Annotated in this window: 17 protein-coding genes; 11 read left to right on the top strand and 6 right to left on the bottom strand. The window is 65.4% G+C overall.

What is annotated here, in order from left to right; genetic code table 11:
- Window positions 1–96: 96 nt before the first annotated feature.
- The 4 genes from ACM42_RS36455 (at window position 97) to ACM42_RS36440 (ending at window position 2,866) form a co-directional block, all read left to right on the top strand.
- Complete coding sequence (locus tag ACM42_RS36455) at window positions 97–1,020, top strand: LysR family transcriptional regulator (protein WP_271533286.1); 924 nt, start codon at window positions 97–99, stop codon at window positions 1,018–1,020.
- A 146-nt stretch (window positions 1,021–1,166) separates the two neighbouring features.
- Window positions 1,167–1,322, top strand: coding sequence for a hypothetical protein (locus ACM42_RS36450; protein ID WP_014493894.1), 156 nt, complete (start codon window positions 1,167–1,169; stop codon window positions 1,320–1,322).
- Window positions 1,323–1,465: 143 nt separating this feature from the next.
- Entirely contained in the window at window positions 1,466–2,395 is a 930-nt protein-coding gene (locus tag ACM42_RS36445) for an aspartyl/asparaginyl beta-hydroxylase domain-containing protein (RefSeq protein WP_271533284.1), read from the top strand.
- Between the two features lie 12 nt (window positions 2,396–2,407).
- Complete coding sequence (locus ACM42_RS36440; protein WP_271533282.1) at window positions 2,408–2,866, top strand: YybH family protein; 459 nt, start codon at window positions 2,408–2,410, stop codon at window positions 2,864–2,866.
- A 55-nt stretch (window positions 2,867–2,921) separates the two neighbouring features.
- Here ACM42_RS36440 and ACM42_RS36435 read toward each other — a convergent pair whose 3' ends face one another.
- The 3 genes from ACM42_RS36435 to galE all read right to left on the bottom strand — a co-directional run bounded on the left by ACM42_RS36435 (window position 2,922) and on the right by galE (window position 6,599).
- Complete coding sequence (locus ACM42_RS36435) at window positions 2,922–3,623, bottom strand: fumarylacetoacetate hydrolase family protein (protein WP_028179464.1); 702 nt, start codon at window positions 3,621–3,623, stop codon at window positions 2,922–2,924.
- Between the two features lie 35 nt (window positions 3,624–3,658).
- Window positions 3,659–5,467: an ABC transporter ATP-binding protein gene (locus tag ACM42_RS36430; RefSeq protein ID WP_271533281.1), complete on the bottom strand. Its 1,809-nt coding sequence runs from the start codon at window positions 5,465–5,467 to the stop codon at window positions 3,659–3,661.
- Window positions 5,468–5,585: 118 nt separating this feature from the next.
- Window positions 5,586–6,599 (bottom strand): UDP-glucose 4-epimerase GalE, encoded by a 1,014-nt coding sequence (galE, locus tag ACM42_RS36425; protein WP_271533279.1) that lies wholly within the window; start codon window positions 6,597–6,599, stop codon window positions 5,586–5,588.
- Between the two features lie 126 nt (window positions 6,600–6,725).
- Between galE and ACM42_RS36420 the strand changes: the two genes are divergently transcribed.
- A complete protein-coding gene (locus ACM42_RS36420; protein WP_271533277.1) occupies window positions 6,726–7,763 on the top strand; it encodes a glycosyltransferase family 4 protein in 1,038 nt (345 codons plus the stop codon).
- Between the two features lie 178 nt (window positions 7,764–7,941).
- Here the strand turns inward: ACM42_RS36420 and waaF are convergent, their stop codons facing one another.
- A complete protein-coding gene (gene waaF, locus ACM42_RS36415; protein WP_271533275.1) occupies window positions 7,942–9,012 on the bottom strand; it encodes a lipopolysaccharide heptosyltransferase II in 1,071 nt (356 codons plus the stop codon).
- Between the two features lie 161 nt (window positions 9,013–9,173).
- On the opposite strand from waaF, the gene rfaD reads away from it, so the two are divergent.
- The 5 genes from rfaD (at window position 9,174) to ACM42_RS36390 (ending at window position 15,961) form a co-directional block, all read left to right on the top strand.
- Complete coding sequence (gene rfaD / locus ACM42_RS36410) at window positions 9,174–10,154, top strand: ADP-glyceromanno-heptose 6-epimerase (protein ID WP_271533274.1); 981 nt, start codon at window positions 9,174–9,176, stop codon at window positions 10,152–10,154.
- 11 nt (window positions 10,155–10,165) lie between these two features.
- Complete coding sequence (gene rfaE1 / locus ACM42_RS36405) at window positions 10,166–11,650, top strand: D-glycero-beta-D-manno-heptose-7-phosphate kinase (RefSeq protein ID WP_271533272.1); 1,485 nt, start codon at window positions 10,166–10,168, stop codon at window positions 11,648–11,650.
- Window positions 11,647–12,933: an O-antigen ligase family protein gene (locus ACM42_RS36400; protein ID WP_271533270.1), complete on the top strand. Its 1,287-nt coding sequence runs from the start codon at window positions 11,647–11,649 to the stop codon at window positions 12,931–12,933. Before rfaE1 ends, ACM42_RS36400 begins: the two co-directional genes overlap by 4 nt.
- Window positions 12,934–13,017: 84 nt before the next feature.
- Complete coding sequence (locus ACM42_RS36395; RefSeq protein ID WP_271533268.1) at window positions 13,018–14,931, top strand: nucleoside-diphosphate sugar epimerase/dehydratase; 1,914 nt, start codon at window positions 13,018–13,020, stop codon at window positions 14,929–14,931.
- 82 nt (window positions 14,932–15,013) lie between these two features.
- On the top strand, window positions 15,014–15,961 hold the full coding sequence (locus ACM42_RS36390; protein WP_271533266.1) for an NAD-dependent epimerase/dehydratase family protein: 948 nt from the start codon (window positions 15,014–15,016) through the stop codon (window positions 15,959–15,961).
- Here the strand turns inward: ACM42_RS36390 and ACM42_RS36385 are convergent.
- On the bottom strand, window positions 15,949–16,968 hold the full coding sequence (locus ACM42_RS36385) for an MraY family glycosyltransferase (RefSeq protein WP_271533264.1): 1,020 nt from the start codon (window positions 16,966–16,968) through the stop codon (window positions 15,949–15,951). The two genes, ACM42_RS36390 and ACM42_RS36385, sit on opposite strands and share 13 nt — an antisense overlap.
- Window positions 16,965–17,924: a lysylphosphatidylglycerol synthase transmembrane domain-containing protein gene (locus ACM42_RS36380; protein ID WP_271533262.1), complete on the bottom strand. Its 960-nt coding sequence runs from the start codon at window positions 17,922–17,924 to the stop codon at window positions 16,965–16,967. The genes ACM42_RS36385 and ACM42_RS36380 overlap by 4 nt, the downstream gene beginning before the upstream one ends.
- Before the next feature lie 196 nt (window positions 17,925–18,120).
- Here ACM42_RS36380 and ACM42_RS36375 point away from each other — a divergent pair, with 196 nt between their 5' ends.
- A complete protein-coding gene (locus ACM42_RS36375; protein ID WP_271533259.1) occupies window positions 18,121–19,110 on the top strand; it encodes an SDR family NAD(P)-dependent oxidoreductase in 990 nt (329 codons plus the stop codon).
- Window positions 19,111–19,114: the final 4 nt, after the last annotated feature.

The raw sequence follows: 19,114 nt of genomic DNA, 5'->3' as shown, positions 1-19,114 counted from the left end.
CGCGAACGAATGCGGGGCCGGCGCCCGGCGGTAGTTGTCGAGGTTGCGGCGAACGCCTAGCCTGCGAGCGGAAGCTCAGAGCAAGACGGGAAGGGAATGGATCGTCTGGATGCGATGAAAGTGTTCGTCCTGGCCGTGGACGAAGGCAGCTTGGCCGCCGCAGGACGCAAACTCGGCCGTTCGCCGGCGGCGGTGAGCCGGGCTATTGCCTTTCTGGAAGAACGCGTCGGCGCCGAACTGCTGCACCGGACCACGCGCTCGATCAAGCTGAGCGAAGAGGGGGAGCGCTACGCCGCGATCTGCCGCCGTGTGCTCGCCGAGCTCGAGGAAGCCGACGATATCGCGGCCGGACCGCGCACGGCGCCGCGCGGCCTGCTCACGGTCACCGCTCCCGTGGTCTCGGGGGAGATGGTCTTGCGGCCGATCCTGGATGCGTTTCTCGATGCCTATCCCACCGTGTCGGCAAAGCTCCTGCTGTTCGATCGCGCGGTCAATCTGATCGAGGAGGGCATCGACGTCGCGCTTCGCATCGGTCCCTTGGCGGATTCGGCGATGATTGCCATGCGGGTCGGAGAGATCAGCCGTGTCGTGGTGGCAGCGCCGCGCTATCTGAAGCAGCATCCGCGCGTCGCCGAGCCCGGCGATCTCGCCAAGCACCAGATCGTCGCCATGGCGCATCTGCCCAATTCCTGGACCTTCGCCCCGCAGGCGGGTTCATCGGTGCCGCGCTCGGTGCAGTTCACCCCGCGGCTCGTTGTCAACAGCACCTATGCGGCAGTGGCCTCTGCCGTCGCCGGGCGCGGCTTGGCGCGGATGTATTCGTACCAGGTCGCCGAGCAGGTCGCGCGCGGCGAGCTCGAGATCGTGCTGGCCGGCGACGAGGACCCGGAGATGCCCGCGCATTTGATCTGCCCGCAGGGCCGGCTCTCGGTGCCGAAGGTGCGGGCCTTCACCGACTTCGCGGTGCCCCGGCTGAAGAAGCAGTTTGCGTTGCTGAAGAAGAGCATCAAGGTGCGCTGAGCCGCTTCGCGCCCCCGCAATGCGTTGTTTTGCGTATACGGCGGCGCGGCTGAATCGGCGAGGGTTCCAAAACGGTTAACGCCGATTTAACGGATGAGTCCTAGCCTGTCTCGGCCGGGGTTACTCGCAAAGCCGAGGTGAGCCCAATGGAAGCCCAGAAGATCGCGGTCGACGCCGTCGTCGCGCTGACCGATTGCGACCGCGACGCCGTTATCGCCTTCATCCGCCGACTCTACCTGGCCGGCGTCACCGATCCCAAGCGCCTGACTTTCAAGGGGTTGCAGGCGCTGTCGCGGGCTTGATTCGGACGGTTTCGGCCCTTTCCACCCAAGCTCCGTCCGAACGCTCCCCCCAGCGTGATTGCAACCCAGCGGTGAATATCTTGTCGCCCGGGCCCGGCCGGAGTAGATGACGTCCCCGGCTGGGTCACTCGGGAACTGGGGAAATGCTGAAACCGCTTTTTGCGCCGCAACTTGTCATTCTTTATGTACTGGCGGCCTCGACGATTTACGTTCACTTTCGCGGCAAGCAGCGGCTGCGCTTCGCGCGCCAGCTTGGCGATCACTCGACCTATCTCGCGCCCTACAACGTGCTGATGTACGCCGGCTCGGCCGTGCCGAACAAGCCGGTGATCCCGGTCGATCAGTTTCCCGAGCTGAAGCCCCTGAGCGAGAACTGGGAGACCATCCGCGACGAGGCGGTGCGCCTGTTCGACGAAGGTTTCATTCGCGCCGCCGCGAAGAACAACGATTGGGGCTTCTACTCGTTCTTCAAGAGCGGTTGGAAGCGGTTTTACCTGAAATGGTACGACGACTTCCTGCCCTCGGCACGCACGCTGTGTCCGAAGACGGTGGAGCTCTTGAACTCGATCCCGAGCGTGCACGGCGCGATGTTCGCGATGCTGCCCCCGGGCGGCAAGCTCGGTGCCCACCGCGATCCCTTCGCGGGTTCGCTGCGCTACCATCTCGGCTTGGTCACCCCGAACTCGAACAAGTGTCGGATTGTCGTTGACGGCGTCGAATGCGTCTGGCGCGATGGCGAGGCCTTCATGTTCGACGAGACCTTCATCCACAGCGCCGAGAATGCCACCGACGTCAACCGCATCATCCTGTTCTGCGACGTCGAGCGCCCGATGAAGTTCGGCTTCATGACCGCGATCAACCGCTGGGTCAGCCATCACATCGTCAAGGCGTCGGCGACCCAGAACGTCGATGGCGAGAATGTCGGCGTGCTCAACAAGGTGTTCGGCAAGCTCTACGAGATCCATCTCGCCAGCCGCAAGGTCAAGGAGTGGAACCGCAACGTCTACTACACGCTGAAATACTCGCTGACGGCGCTGATCCTCGGCCTCATCGTGATGTCGGCGTTACGGTGAATGATCCGGCCAATGGCCTCCTTGCCGATTGCTGACGCGGAGATCACGCAGTTCTTCCGCAACTGGCTGGAGACCTTCGCGGGCTATGTCCGCGAGGTCGACTACGCTTCGGCGCGGCCGCTTTTCCATCCGGACGTGCTCGCCTTCGGCACGCACAACGATGTCATTCCCGGCCTTGATCAGTGGGTCTCGACGCAGTGGGACAACGTCTGGCCGAAGACGACCGATTTCCGCTTTGTTATCGAGCAGACTTCCGTTCTGGTGTCTGCCGATGGCACGATGGCGACTGTGATCGCGCCGTGGACGAGCACGGGCTATCATCCCGATGGCAGCGCGTTTGCGCGGCCCGGCCGCGCCACGATGGTGTTTTCCAGGAATGGCGCTGACTGGCTGTGCGTGCATTCGCACATGTCGCTCAATCGCGGTGTGCCGCAGACGAGCCATGCCAACCGGCCGGTGAAGGCCCGGTGAAAACAAAAAAGCCCCGGATGGGTCCGGGGCCTTTCGATGTCCGGACGTGTGCAGCCTATTCCGGCTGTCCGATGCTCACCTTCAGCGTGCCGACGCCGTCGACGCCGCATTCGAGCTTGTCGCCGGGTTGGAGCTGCGACACGCCGGCGGGCGTGCCGGTCATGATGATGTCTCCGGCGGCGAGCTTCACCTGCTGCGAGAGTTGCCAGATGATCTCCGGCACGTTCCAGATCAACTCGGTGAGGTCGCCCTTCTGCGCTTCCTTGCCGTTGACCGTCAGCCAGATCTTGCCCTTCGAAGGATGGCCGATCTTCGAGGCCGGCTGAACCGCGGAGCAGGGCGCCGAATAGTCGAACGACTTGCCGATCTCCCAGGGACGCTCCTTCTTGCGCGAGGCGATCTGCAGATCGCGGCGCGTGAGATCGATGCCGACGGCGTAGCCGTAAACGTGGTCCAGCGCCTTGTCCGCGGGGATGTTGAGGCCGCCGCTCTTCATCGCGACGATCAGCTCGACCTCGTGATGCAGGTCCTTGGTCAGCGGCGGATAGGGAATGGTGGCGCCATCGGGCACCAGCATGTCGGCGTGCTTGGCGAAGAAGAACGGCGGGGCGCGCTCGTCATTGCCCATCTCGCGGATGTGCTCGAGATAATTGCGGCCGACGCACCAGATGCGGCGCACCGGATAACGGCCGCTCTCCCCGACGACGGGAAGTGAAGCCTGCGGCGGAAGCGGGATGACGTAGGAGGCGGCGTTCATGAAGCGGTCTCGCTGGTCTTGAGGTGATGAAAATTCTAGGCGGTTGCACTGATCGGCGCCAGCCCCAAGGGGCTGCTGTCGTGATGCTGCAACCGGAAGAACGAGGCATAGCGCCCGCCGCGCCGGAGCAGCTCGTCATGCCGGCCCTGCTCGACGATCTCGCCGCCCTCGACCACCAGGATGGCGTCGGCGTGCATGATGGTGTGCAGGCGGTGCGCGATCACGATGGTGGTACGGTTCTGGCAGAGATGCTCGATCGCCTCCTGCACCTGCCGCTCGGATTCGGAATCGAGCGCGGCGGTGGCTTCGTCCAACAGGATGATCGGCGCGTTCTTGATCAGCGCGCGCGCCACCGCGATGCGCTGGCGCTGGCCGCCGGAGAGCTGCGTACCGTGCTCGCCGACCGGCGTGTCGTAGCCGAGCGGGAAGCTCATGATGAAATCATGCGCGCAGGCGGCCTTGGCGGCGTCGACGATCTCGTCCTCGCTCGCGCCCGGCCGGCCGAAGGCGATGTTGCTGCGGATGGTGTCGCGGAACAGATAGACGTCCTGGCCGACATAGGCGGTCTGTGCCCGCAGCGATTTGCGCGAGACCGCGCCGATCGACTGGCCGTCGATCACGATGTCGCCTTGCGTCACCTCGTAGAAGCGCAAGAGCAGCGCCAGCACGGTCGACTTGCCGCCGCCGGAGGGACCGACCAGCGCAGTGACCTTGCCGGGCTCGGCCGTGAAGCTCATGCGGTTGAGCACGGTCTCGCCGTCACGATAGGAGAAGCTGACGTCACGCAGCTCGATGCGGGCATCTGACAGCTTCAGCGACGGCTTGTCGTCGTCGGACCGCTCGCTCGCCGGGCTGTCGACGACTTCGAGCAGCATGCGCGCACCGACCAGCTGGCTGTTGAGGTCGATGTTGAGCCGCGCCAGCCGCTTGGCCGGCTCGGTCGCCATCAGGAACGCGGTCATGAAGGAGAAGAACGCGCCGGGCGTGGCGTTGAGCGCGACCACGGCATAGCCGCCGTACATCAGGCAGCCAGCGACCGCGAAGCCGCCGAGCATTTCCATCAGCGGGTTGGAGCGGTTGGCAACGCGGGCCATCTTGTTGGCGTTGCGCTCGACGACCGCGATGTTCTCGTCGATCCGCTTCTGCATGGTCTCTTCGAGCGTGAACGCCTTGACGGTGCGGATGCCTTGCAGCGATTCCTGCATCGTCTCCATGATATCGGCGGTGCCGGTGAACTGGTTGAAGGCGAGGCCCTTGATGCGCTTGACCAGCTTGCGCAGCACCAGCATTGCCGGCGGTACCGCGACGAGGCCGATGAACGACATCAGCGGATCCTGCCACACCATCACGCCGATCATGGCGAGCAGCATCAGGAGGTCGCGCCCGATGGCATTGACCAGCATGTTGAGCACGTCGGTGATGGATTTGGCGCCCGCCGTCAGCCGGGCCAGGAATTCGGACGAATGCCGCTCGGAGAAGAAGCCGACGCTCTCGCGCATCAGCTTGGCGAACAGCTGGCGCTGGTTGGTGGCAAGAATCGCGTTGCTGATCTTGGTCAGGATCACCATGTGGCCGTAGGTCGCCACGCCCTTGATGAACAGCAACGCGACGGTGATGCCCGAGAACATCGCGATGCCCGGGATGTTCTTGTCGACATAGGCCTGGTTGATGACCTGGCCGAGCACATAGGTCGCGCCTGCGGTCGCGCCTGCGGCAAGCGCCATCAGCGCGAAGGCGACGAGGTAGCGCCGCCAGTAGACGATGCCCTGTTCCGTGACCAGGCGGCGAATCAGAACCGCTGCCGCGTAGGGATCGTCGGTGATTTTCTTCGGAAACTGGGCCATCCGGTGTCCATTGACGGCGCGGGACAAAACCTGCCCGCGCGTCAGGGATCGATGGGCCTCTGTGCCCGCTCAAGCCGGGTTTTTCAAGCCCAATTAAGGGCTTGCGCTTGGGATGATTCTAGGCCGAGACGGCGTGGCGGAGCTCGCCATGGCGTTCGCGGAACAGCTTGTCCTCCCAGGCCAGGGCGTGCGCCGCAATGGTCTCGAGGTCGTCGTATTGCGGGCGCCAGTCGAGCAGGCCGCGGATGCGGCTGGTGTCGGCGACCATGGTCATGATGTCGCCGGGCCGGCGCGGGGCGTACTGCACGGCGAAGCTGCGGCCGGAAACCCGCCGCACCGCGTCGATGGTCTCCAGCACCGAATAGCCGCGGCCGTAGCCGCAATTCAGCGTCGTCGAGGCGCCGCCGTTGCGCAGGTAGGCGAGCGCCGACCGGTGGGCCTGCGAGAGGTCCGTGACGTGGATGAAGTCCCGGATGCAGCTGCCGTCCGGGGTCGGATAGTCGGTGCCGAACACGTCGATCTTGGCGCGCTGGCCGGTTGCGGCTTCCACCGCGATCTTGAGCAGATGCGTGGCGCCGACGGTGGCGAGCCCGATGCGCGCCTGCGGGTCGGCGCCGGCGACGTTGAAGTAACGCAACGTCACGTATTGCATGCCGTAGGCGGCGGCGACGTCGTGCAGCATGATCTCGGTCATCAGCTTCGACGAGCCGTAGGGCGACAGCGGCCGCGTCGGCGCGTGCTCGGGCACCGGTACCTGGTCCGGATTGCCGTAGACGGCGGCGGTCGAGGAGAAGATGAAGCGACCGATGCCGCGCTTGACTGCAACGTTGAGCAGGTTGCGCGCGGTCGTGAAGTTATTGCGGTAGTAGCCGAGCGGATCGCGCATCGAATCCGGGACGACGACCGAGCCCGCGAAATGGATGATGCTCTCGACGTCGTGCTGGGCGATCACGCCTTCGAGCAGGTTTTCATCGCCGGCATCGCCGATGAACAGCGGCACGCCTTCGGGCAGGTAAGCGGAGAAACCGGTGGAGAGATCGTCGATCACGACAACGTCCTCGCCGGCTTCCGCCAGCGCCAGGACCGTGTGACTTCCGATGTAGCCGGCGCCGCCGGTGACTAGCACAGTCATGATCTCACCCGTCTTCGATCAACGCGCGAAGCTAGCGCTTGCGTGGTGAAGAGGGGGTATCGGCGCGGCTGAACTGGTCACTATGCTTAATGTTGCGTATAGGGACTTTGCTAAATGGAGTGTGACGTGGCGAGTTTCCCCGGCGATCTCGACGTGATCGTGCCAAATCTGCACAGGCGCTATTCCGGGGTCACCGCGACCAACCGGATGGTGGCGCCGCGGCTGGCGAAACTGTACCGCGCGGCCTGGTTCGGCTCGGACGCGCCGGAGGGGATCGCGCGGCTGAGCGTTGCCGATTTTCTGAAGTTGTGGCGCCGCAAGCGACCCGTGATCTGGCATGCGCGCCGCAACAACGAGATGATGGCAGGCGTCGCGTTGCGCGCGCTCGGCTGGCCGCTGAAACTCGTGTTCACCTCGGCGGCGCAGCGGCATCACAGCTGGATCACGCGCTGGCTGATCCGGCGCATGGACGCGATCATCGCAACGAGCGACATCTCGGCCTCGTTCCTGAAGGTGAAGGCGACGGTGATTCCGCACGGTGTCGACACCGATGTGTATGCGCCGCCGACCGATCGTGCCGCGGCGTTCGCGGAAGCCGCGCTGCCGGGCCGCTACGCCGTCGGCTGCTTCGGCCGCGTGCGCGCGCAGAAGGGCACCGACGTGTTCGTCGACGCGATGTGCCGCTTATTGCTGCGCTATCCGGATTTCACGGCCGTCATCGTCGGGCAGGTCACGCCCGAGCAGATGCCCTTTGCCAATGACCTGAAGAAGCGGATCGAAGCAGCCAACCTGCAATCGCGCATCGTCATCACAGGCGAGCTGCCGATCGAAGCGGTGCAGCGCTGGTATCAGCGGCTGACGATCTACGCCTTCACCTCGCGCAACGAGGGCTTCGGCCTGACGCTGATCGAGGCGATGGCGGCCGGCAGCGCGCTCGTTGCCGCACGCGCCGGCGCGGCCGAACTCGTGGTGGAGGATGGTGTCACCGGCGTGCTGATCCCGCCGGGGGATGCCGACGCGCTCGCTGCGGCGCTGGAGCCGCTGATGCGCGATGTGGCCGCTGCGACGGCAATGGGCGAGCGCGGGCGGGCACGGGTGCTCGAACGCTTCAGCCTCGATGCCGAGGCGGCTCAAATCGGGGAGGTCTATCGGCCGCTGCTCTGACGCGGTTTTCACCGCTCCCAAACAAAACCGCGAAAACAACCCCATGCACAGTAGCCGAGGTCACTAAAATCAATGGCTTGGCGGAGCGTTTGATCTACTGCGGATTTTTCGAATTGAATTTTGACTTGTCGGGCAAAACACTGGCATGATGCCACCATCCGCGCGAGCCTCGATCGCCTCAGGTCAGTGCCCTTGCCCCCGCCTCCTTCAGCACCCGCTGCGCGATCCCCACCACCTCCGATGCCGCGATATCCCGCATGCACCTGTGGTCGTTCATCTTGCAGATCGTGCTCTGGCAGGGCTGGCAGGACAGCGCGCTCTTGTCCTGCACCACCGTTGCCGCAAGGCTGTTGAGGGGGGCCCAGAGGTAGGGGCTGGTGGGGCCGAAGATGCCCATGGTGGGTGTGTCCAGGGCGGCGGCGACGTGCATCAGGCCGGAATCGTTGGAGATGGCGACGCCGGCGGCGGCCATGGCGAGGACGCCGTTGCGCAGATCGGTCCCGGTGAGGTCCCGGACCCCCGGGCCGCCCGCGGCGACGATCTCCCGGGCGAGGCCCTTTTCGGCGGGGCCGCCGACCACCCAGACCTCCAGGCCACGCTCGACCAGGAGCCGGGCCGCCTCGGGATAGTAGGTCCAGCGTTTTGAGACCCCGACCGAGCCCGGGGCGAGCGCCACGGCGGCTCCGGCGCCGAGGCCGTTGGCCTCGCGCCAGCGGACGATCTCATCGGCCGGGACCCGCAGTTGCGGCACCGGCCATTCCGGAGGCAGGGGGGCGCCGTCGGGCTGGGCCAGGGCGGCGTTCTTGTCGATGAAGCGGGGCAGTTTCTTCTCGCCCCAGCGCCAGCGGTTGATCAGACCGAACCGAAACTCGCCGACGAAGCCGACCCGTTCAGGGATACCGGCCAGCGCCGGCGCGATCGCCGCCTTCCAGGTCCGGGGCAGTACCAAGGCGGTGCCGTAGTTCCGCTCGCGCAGGAGCTTTGCCAGGCCGAGTTGCCGGGCCACGGCGAGCCGGCCGCGCGGCAGGTCCCAGACGATGCCAGCGCGCACGCCGGGCATGTAATCGATCAGCGGGGCGCACAGCGACGTGGTCAGGAGATCGACCGGCCGGTTCGGCCAGCGCTCCTTCAGGACCCGCACGACGGTATGATTCCGCACGAAATCGCCGATCCACATGTAGGGAATGATCAGGAGCGGGCGAGTGTCGCTCCGGTCTGCATCTCCAACAAATTGCGAATCGATATTCATTCGTTAATAGGACCGAAGACGTGCTGATGTTGGCGGTTCGGTAGCCGCTCCCGGCCGGCAGGTAAAGCCGGCAGAAGCGACGATCCCAAAACCGCTTACACTTTGGCGGATCATGCGCTACGGCAGGACCGGGCATTAAGAAAATCGGGCAGGTGGTTGGAATGTTGCTGGTGACCGGCGGGGCCGGTTTTATCGGATCGAATGTCGTGGCCGCGCTGAACGAGGCCGGCCGCAGCGACGTCGTGGTCTGCGACCTGCTCGGCACCGAGGGCAAGTGGCGCAACCTCGCCAAGCGGCAGCTTGTGGATATCGTTCCCCCGGCCGAGCTGCCCGACTGGCTGACGGGCCGCAAGCTCGACGCCATGATTCATCTCGGGGCGATCTCCGCGACCACCGCGACCGACGGCGACCTCGTGTTCGAGACCAATTTCCGCCTGTCGATGCGCCTGCTGGACTGGTGCACGATGAACGCGGTGCCGTTCATCTATGCATCCTCGGCGGCGACCTATGGCGACGGCGAGGCCGGCTTTGACGACGACGCTTCGTTACCGGCACTGAAAAAATTGCGGCCGATGAATCTCTACGGCTGGAGCAAGCACATGTTCGATCTCGCGGTCGCCGCGCGCGTGGCGAACGGCGATCCGCTGCCGCCGCAATGGGCCGGGCTGAAATTCTTCAACGTGTTCGGCCCCAACGAATACCACAAGGGCTCGATGATGAGCGTGCTGGCGCGGCGCTTCGACGACGTCAAGGCGGGCCGCGTCGTGCAGCTGTTCAAGTCGCATCGCGAGGGCATCGAAGACGGCGACCAGCGCCGCGACTTCATCTATGTCGACGACGTCGTACGCGTCGTCATGTGGCTGCTGGCGACGCCGTCGGTCTCCGGCCTGTTCAACGTCGGCACCGGCAAGGCGCGCAGCTTTAGGGATCTGATGCTGGCCGCCTACGCCGCGCTCGGCACCAGGCCCAACATCGAATACATCGACATGCCCGAGAGCATCCGCAACAGCTACCAGTACTTCACCCAGAGCGAGGTCGATCGCCTCTGCCGCGCCGGTTATAACGGCGGCTTCACGACGCTCGAGGACGCGGTGAAAGCCTATGTCGGGAATTATCTCGACCGGCCCGACCGCTTCCGCTGAGGCCTTCGATCATGGCGACCCCCATTCTCGATTTCGACGCCCTCGCGCAAACGATCTCAGGCCGCACGGTGCTCTGCATCGGCGACATCATGCTGGACGAGTTCGTCTATGGCGAGGTGTCGCGGATCTCGCCGGAAGCGCCGACGCCGGTCATTGCCGCCCAGCGCAGCGAGATTCACATCGGCGGCGCCGGCAACGTCGCGCGCAATGTCGCTTCGCTCGGCGCGCGCTGCATCTTCGTCGGCCTCGTCGGCGAGGACGATGCGGGCGGGCGGCTGGCATCGGCGCTGGGTGAGCAAGCCGGTATCGAAAGCGTGCTGGTGTGCGATCCCTCGCGGCCGACCACGCGAAAAGTCCGCTTCGTCTCCGAGCATTTTTCCACGCACATGCTGCGCGCGGATTGGGAGCAGGCGGCGCCTGCTTCCGATGACATCGAAGCGAAACTGATCGACGCGATCCTGCCGCAGATCGCGCGCGCCGACATCGTGCTTTTGTCCGACTACGCCAAGGGCGTGCTGACCGCGCGCGTGATCCGCCACACCATCGACGCCGCGCGAAAGCTCGGCAAGCCCGTGGTGGTCGATCCCAAGAGCCTGAACTGGGCGATCTATCGCGGCGCCACGCTGCTCACGCCCAATCGCAAGGAATTCTCGGAGGCGACCCGCAGCCGTGCCGAGACGGTGCAGAGCATCGCCGAGGCCAGCGAGGACGTGATGCGCCTCGCCGACTGCGAGGCGATCCTGGTCACGCAGGGCGAGCACGGCATGACGCTGGTGCCGCGCAATGGCGGGGCCGTGCACGTTCCGGCCTTCCCGGTGAAGGTGCGCGACGTCTCCGGCGCCGGTGACACCGTCGCCGCCGCGCTCGCGGTTTCGCTTGCGGCCGGCGCGGACTGGGATACGGCGCTGCGCGTGGCCAATGCCGCCGCCGCCGTCGCCGTCGGCAAGCAGGGCACCGCCAGCGTGAGCGCGGCCGAGCTGCGGCGAAAGATCCTGCCGCATGCCACTCTCGCGGCCGAGGAGAAGATCGTGCTCGATCCGGCCGCGCTCGATGCCCAGCTCGCCGAATGGAAGAGGCAGGGCCAGCGCGTCGGCTTCACCAATGGCTGTTTCGACATCCTTCATCCCGGTCACGTCAAGGTGCTGACCGCGGCGCGCGCCGCCTGTGATCGCCTGATCGTGGGACTCAACAGCGACGCCTCGGTGCGGCGGCTGAAGGGCGCCGATCGTCCGGTGCAGGACGAGCGCGCGCGTGCCGAGGTGCTCGCCGCGTTGGAGGCCGTCGATCTCGTCGTCATCTTCGCGGAGGACACCCCGATCGACCTGATCACCAGGATCAAGCCCGGCGTGCTGGTGAAGGGCGGCGACTACACCCGCGAGCAGGTCGTCGGCCACGAGGTCGTCGAGGCCGCGGGCGGAACGGTCGTGCTGGTCGACATCCTCCAGGGCTTCAGCACAACGGCGCTGGTTCATCGCGCTCGGGGAGGGAGCAAGTGACGGCGCTTGCCCGGGAGACCCCCGGCGAGGTGTTGCGGCGGCGCCTGCGCAGTCCGGCGGCCTGGCGCGAGACAGTCGACCTGTTTGCGATCCTGACCGCGGCCTCGCTGCCCTGGTCGACGTCGCTTGCCGGGATCTTCAACGCGCTGATGCTGCTCTGCATGGTGCCGTTCCTCGACGTCCGCGCCTTCCTGCAATCGCTGAAGCGTCCGATCTGTGTGGCGCCGATCGCGCTGGTGCTGCTCGCGCTGGTCGGGACGCTATGGTCGGATGCTGCCTGGGGCGCGCGCTTCTATGCGGTCAACCCAACCGTCAAGCTGCTCGTGCTGCCGGTCCTGCTCTATCATTTCGAGCGCTCGCAGCGCGGCCAGTGGGTCTTTGTCGCCTTCCTGGTGTCCTGCGCCCTGTTGTCGGTGATGTCCTGGCTGGTCACCTTCTATCCGAACCTCACGCTCAAGACCGACCCCATGGAGCGCGGCATTTTCGTCAAGAACTACATCGACCAGAGCCAGGAATTCACGCTCTGCGCCGTCGCGCTCGCCTATCCGATCGTGATGCTGCTGCGGGAGAAGCGATATTGGCTCGCCGGGCTGCTCACGGCGCTTGCGCTCAGCTTTTTCGTCAACATGGCCTTCGTGGTGGTGTCGCGCACCGCGCTCGTCACCATTCCGATCATGTTCGGCGTGTTCGCGTTCCTTCACCTCAGGTGGCGCAGCATCGCGATCGTCGCCGCCGCGCTGCTCGCCGGTGCCTTTCTCGCCTGGCAGGTCTCTCCACACTTGCGCCATACTGCCGAGAGGTTTACGGACGACTACACGCGCTATATGGAAAGGGGCGAGCCGACCTCGCTGGGCCTGCGGCTCGAATTCTGGCGAAAGTCGCTCAGCTTCTTCGCGGAGGCGCCGATCATAGGACACGGCACGGGCTCGACGCGTGGATTGTTCGAGCGCGTCGCGACGCCCGGCAGTCAGCACAAGGCGTCAGCCGAAGTGATCGGCAACCCCCACAATCAGACGCTGAATGTTGCCGTGCAATGGGGCTTCATCGGCGTCGCCGTTCTCTACACGATCTGGATCCTGCATCTGTTGTTGTTTCGCGGCGACGGGCTTGCCAATTGGATCGGGCTCCTGGTCGTGGTGCAGAACGTCTTCACCTCGCTGTTCAACTCGCATCTGTTCGACTTCCACGAGGGCTGGATGTACGTCATCGGCGTCGGCGTTGCCGGCGGCATGGTGATCCGGGCACAACAGGCCAAGGCGACGATGAGGGAAGCTGGTTCCTGAGCGGTCGCGCGGCTGGCAAGTCTTGCCCAGATGGGGTATCAGCGCGGTCAGGTTGCATCTAACTGGGTATTCATCGGTCGGCGGATGACGCGTCTTTCGCATCTTACCTCGCGCAATTTCCTGATCGCGCTCCACGACCTGCTGGCGACCACGGCCGCGCTTTTTGCCGCCTTCTATCTGCGATTCGAGGGTGGCGAAGACTTCTTCGAGCGCTTGCCGCTGCTGTTCCAGATCCTGCCCTATTTTCTGGCCTTCAGCGTGGTCGTGTTCTTCGTCTTGAACCTGACCACGACGAAGTGGCGCTTCATCTCGCTGCCGGATGCGCTGAACATCATCCGCGCGGCGACCGTGCTCACTGTCGCCCTGCTCGTGCTCGACTACATCTTCGTCGCTCCCAACGTCCGCGGCGCCTTTTTCCTCGGCAAGGTGACGATCGTTCTCTACTGGTTCCTGGAGATCACCTTCCTCAGCGCGCTGCGCATGGCCTATCGCTACTTCCGCTATACGCGGGTACGGCGTCACGCGAAGGGCAGCGATGCCGCCCCGACGCTGCTGATCGGCCGCGCCGCGGATGCGGAGGTGCTGCTGCGCGGCATCGAGAGCGGGGCCATCAAGCACATCTGGCCCGTTGGCGTATTGTCGCCCTCGATGGCGGATCGCGGCCAGTTCATCCGTAACCTGCCGGTGCTGGGCGGCATCGACGACGTCGAGGACGTCATCGCGGACTTCGCCAAGCGCAACAAGGCGATCGCGCGCCTCATCATGACACCGTCGGCATTCGAGCCGGAAGCACACCCGGAATCGATCCTGATGCGGGCACGCAAGCTGGGAGTGATCGTCAACCGTATGCCCTCGCTGGAGAGCGGCGACACGCCGCGGCTCACCGCAGTCGCGGTCGAGGACCTCCTGCTGCGGCCGAGCGAGACGATCGACTATGGGCGCCTGGAAGCGCTGATCAAGGGCAAGGCCGTGATCGTCACCGGCGGCGGCGGCTCGATTGGTGCAGAGATCTGCGAGCGCGTCGTCGCCTTCGGCGCCGCACGGCTCCTGATCGTGGAAAACTCCGAGCCGGCGCTCTACGCGATCACGGAAGCGCTCGCCGCGCGGGGGGCGGCAGCCGAGATCGAAGGGCGGATCGCCGACATTCGCGACCGTGAGCGCATCATGCGCCTGATGGCGGAGTTCAAGCCGGACATCGTGTTCCACGCCGCGGCGCTCAAGCACGTTCCGATCCTCGAACGCGACTGGAGCGAAGGCGTCAAGACCAACATCTTCGGCTCGATCAACGTTGCGGATGCCGCCGTGGCGGCCGGCGCCGGCGCGATGGTGATGATCTCGACCGACAAGGCGATCGAGCCGGTGTCGATGCTCGGTCTGACCAAGCGCTTTGCGGAGATGTACTGCCAGGCGCTCGATCACGAGCTTGCCGCAGGCAGCGGCGGCGCCGAGCCGCCGATGCGGCTGATCTCGGTCCGGTTCGGCAACGTGCTGGCCTCGAACGGCTCGGTGGTGCCGAAGTTCAAGGCGCAGATCGAGGCCGGCGGCCCGGTGACGGTGACGCATCCCGACATGGTCCGCTACTTCATGACCATCCGCGAGGCCTGCGATCTCGTCATCACCGCGGCCACGCATGCGCTCGGAACGCAGCGTCCCGACGTCTCGGTCTACGTGCTCAACATGGGCCAGCCGGTGAAGATCGTCGATCTCGCCGAGCGCATGATCCGCCTTTCCGGACTGCAGCCGGGCTACGACATCGATATCGTGTTCACCGGCATGCGGCCGGGCGAGCGGCTGCACGAGATCCTGTTCGCCTCCGAGGAGCCGACCCGCGAGATCGGTGTTCCCGGCATCATGGCCGCGCAGCCGAACGAACCGCCGATGCAGACGCTGCGCAAATGGATTGCTGCGCTGGAGCAGGCGATCGCCCGCGACGATCGCGCCACCATCAGGACCATCCTGAAGGATGCGGTGCCCGAATTCGGGTCGACCGCGGCCTGACCATGCAGCCTCGAGGCAAGATCGTCGCCTGTGCCGCTCCGGTCGGCGGATTGTCGGGCAACGCGATTCTGGTGGAGCAACGATGAGCGAGACGAAGCCGCTCGCGCTGGTGACGGGGGCGAGCGGCTTCCTCGGCCGCCATATCGTGCCTGCGCTGACGCGGGCAGGGTGGTCGGTCCGCCGCGCGGTGCGCCGCGCGGATGGGACCGACGGCGAGGTTCCGATCGGATCGATCGGCCCCGAAACAGACTGGCAGGCCGCGCTTGAAGGCGTCGACGCCGTCGTCCATCTCGCCGCGCGCGTGCACTACAAGAACGATGAACACGCGGTCCAGCTCTACCGCGACGTCAATGTCGACGGCACACTGCATCTGGCGCGCTCCGCGGCGACGGCCGGCGTGCGCCAGTTCATCTTCATCAGCACCGTTCTCGTTCACGGCCGCACCAATGAAGGCCGTGCGCCGTTCCGCGAGAGCGATGTTCCGACGCCGCGTGGCCTCTATGGCACATCCAAGGCGGAGGCCGAGGCGGACTTGAGGACGCTGGCGCGCGACAGCGGAATGAAGATCTCGGTGATCAGGCCGCCGCTCATCTATGGCGCGGGGGCCAAGGGCAATTTCGCGCTGCTGGCACGGGCGGTGAGGCTGGGACTGCCGCTGCCGTTCGCGGCAATCCGCAATCGCCGCAACTTTCTCTCTGTGCAGAACCTGTCGTCGTTCATCCTGCATCGGCTCGGCCATCCCGACCCGGGGAGCAATTTCGAGATCTTCCTGTTGGCCGATCGGGAGCGGGTCTCGACGCCTGAATTCATCGCATGTCTGGCGCGAGCCTCCGGCAAGAGCACCCGGCTGTTCCGCATGCCGCCAAAGCTGCTCGGCGCGGTCCTCCGCATGATGGGCCGGCAGGATATGCATGATGGCCTGATCGGCTCGCTCGAGCTGGACATTTCGAAGGCGATCGCAACCGGCTGGCAGCCGCAGGTCACCCTCAAGGAGGGCTTGCGCCTGGCGGTCTCGGATCAGGAGCCCTGAGGCCGGGAGAAACGGCGCAGCACGAATCCGACCGCGCCTGCGCCCGCGAACAGTGAGACGATCGTGACCGTCGTCGAACCGGCGCGAACGGTGGCGATGGCGAGCAATGCCAGCACGAGATTGAGCGCGAATACCTCGCCGACCACCCGCTTCACCGTGAACCCGTTGTCGGTTGCACGCTGATAAAAGTGCGTGCGGTGTGCCGACCAGAACGGTTCGCGCCTGATGATGCGTCGGAACAGCGTGATGGTGGAATCCGCAAGATAATAGGCGGGCAACAGCAGCGCTGCGGCCGTCTGCCCCCGGAAGGCGAGCTCCAGCAGGCACCAGCCGAGCAAGAGGCCGATCGGCAGGCTGCCGACATCGCCCAGGAAGACCTTTGCGACCGGGCGGTTGAACGGCACAAAGCCGAGCATGGCGCCGCACAGCGCGGCGGCGATCAGCACGGCCGGCAACGAGAAATCCCCGAGCCATCCGAGCAGCAGCAGCGCCGCGGTGACCGGCACGACTTCCGCCACCGTCATCAGGTCGAGCCCGTCCATGAAGTTGACGAGGTTCACGAACCAGACTCCGGCAAGGACGATGAGGCCGCGCTCCAGAGCAAGCGGCAGTGCCGGCACGATGCGCGCGGTCTCCGGCGCGGTGAACACCACTGCGCCGACGCAGGCTGCCTGCAGCACCAGCCGCACGATCACCGGCAGCGACTTTATGTCGTCGGCAAACCCGACCAGCGCGATCAGCACCGTCGCGCCGATCAGTACCGGCGGGATAGCGACGTTCGCCCAGACGGCCCAGAGCGAGGCGACGATCAGGGTCGCGGCGATCACCGCGATGCCCGCGCCCTGCGGGGTCGGGATGCGATGTGAGGACCGCGCGTTCGGTCGCGCCAGTGCGTAGCGCTGGAGCAGGGGACGGCTGGTCCAGGTGACGAGCGCCGAGATCAGCGCGGCGATCGCAACGGCAAGTAGCACGGCCGCGCCGGCGAGTGCTTCGGTGGCCGAGCTCACTCCGGCACTCCGATCGGAGCCGAGCCTTGCGCGGCCTTCTCCGCGCTGAGGATCCAGACCAGGCCGCCGACTGCGCCGACGATGAAATACACGGCGCCGAACAGCAGCGAGACGTTGACGCCCTCGTTGGCGGCAAGTCCCGCGAAGCCGAACGCAAGGCTCATCGTGGCTTCACGCACGCCCCAGCCGGCGATCGAGATCGGCATCATCGTGATCAGCATCACCGGCGGCACCAGCAGAAAGACGTCGCTGAAGCGAACCGGGGCCGCAATCGACCGCACGACGCACCAGGCGATGACGACGGCCAGCACGTGAACGAGGACCGACAGGATTGCGACGATCGGCCCGCGGGTGCCGCTGAAGATCACGCGATTGGCGATCACCGCGCAGGCGTGAATGTGATGTGTGCCCCACCAGGTCTTCAGCCAGGGCCATTTCAGCGCGCCGAAAATCAGGAAGCCGAGGCCGCCGGCGAGCGCCAGCAGGTCGATGAGCAGCAGCGCCGAGCGCCCGTGCGGATCGGTGATGAGGGTGTAGCTCCAGGGCAGGCTCGCGACGATGAGAACCGCGAGCGCGATCAGGCCGATCGCGCGGTCGACGAAGATCGAGTAGGTCGCCGCACGCCATCCGGCGCCGGCGCGCGCGACCAGCCAGAGCCGGACCGCATCGCCGCCGATCGCCGACGGCAGGGTCTGGTTGAAGAACGAGCCGATCACGTTGTAGCGCATGGCGCGGCCGAGCTCGAGCGGCGCGCCGCAGACGGCGCTGATCTGGCGCCAGCGCAGCACGCCGACGAAGATCTGCAGGAACGCGAGCGCGATCGCGACGCCGATCCAGAACAGGCTGGTGACGGTGAAGCGCGAAAACAATTCGGACAGGTCGACCTTGCGCAGCGCCAGATAGAGCAGCGCCGCGGAAATCATGATCTTGGCCGTCGACAACAGGATTCGGCGCATCTCGCCCGCATGGACAGGGTTTGCGAAGATTTGAGGCAACCCGACGCGAGGCGCCGAATTCGGCCGCTTTGGTATGGTCTTGGCGCCGATCTTGCAATAGCCGTCGTTGGGGTGTTGTGAGGGCGCGGCGAGCCTATTGCGGCCCGATCGAGCTGGCGGCTAAACAGGACCGGGCTAGGGATCCCCAGGGAACAGGATGACGGATCAGGCGATTTTGGTCACGGGTGCCGCCGGATTCATCGGCTTTCACGTCGCCCGGCAGCTCCTGGGCGAAGGCCGTCCCGTCGTCGGGCTCGACAATCTCAACAGCTATTACGATCCGGCGCTGAAGAAAGCGCGCCTGGCGCTGCTCAGGGACGATTCCCGCTTCTCCTTCGTCGAGGCCGACCTCGCCGACCGCGAGGCGATGGCGGCGCTGTTTGCCCAACATCGTTTTGCCAAAGTCGTACACATGGCGGCGCAAGCCGGCGTGCGCTACTCGATCGAGCAGCCGCACGCCTATGCCGATTCCAATCTCCAGGGCTTTCTCAACGTACTGGAGGGCTGCCGCAACAACGGCTGTCGTCATCTCGTCTACGCCTCGTCATCCTCCGTTTACGGCGCCAACACAAAACTGCCATTTGCGGTTGCGGACCGCACCGATCATCCCGTGAGCTTCTATGCCGCGACCAAGAAGGCGAACGAGGTAATGGCGCAGTCCTACAGCCATCTCTACCGCCTGCCGGTCACGGGGCTGCGCTTCTTTACCATTTACGGCCCGTGGGGCCGGCCCGACATGGCCATGTTTCTGTTCGCGAACGCCATCATGGCGGGCAAGCCGATCCGGCTCTTTAACCATGGCAAGATGCGTCGTGACTTCACCTATATCGATGACGTGACCCGCGTCGTATCGAAGCTGATCGATCTTGTGCCTGCGGACGATCCGGCTGCCGCAAATGCGCCGTTTAAGCTCTACAATGTCGGCAACCACCATCCGGAGGAGCTGATGCACGTCGTCGGTCTTCTGGAGCGGGAGCTGGGCCGGACGGCGATCAAAGAATTGCTGCCGATGCAGCCGGGAGATGTGCGGGAAACGTTCGCGGATGTCGAGGATTTGATGCGCGACACCGGCTTTGCACCGTCAACGCCGATCGAGCATGGGGTCCATAATTTCGTCACCTGGTATCGGGACTACTTCAAGGTTTGAGATC

Source organism: Bradyrhizobium sp. CCBAU 25338, assembly GCF_028128965.1.
GTDB lineage: Bacteria > Pseudomonadota > Alphaproteobacteria > Rhizobiales > Xanthobacteraceae > Bradyrhizobium > Bradyrhizobium liaoningense.
The sequence above is the reverse complement of the archived record's forward strand: the minus strand, read 5'-3'. Positions and strand labels throughout refer to the sequence as shown.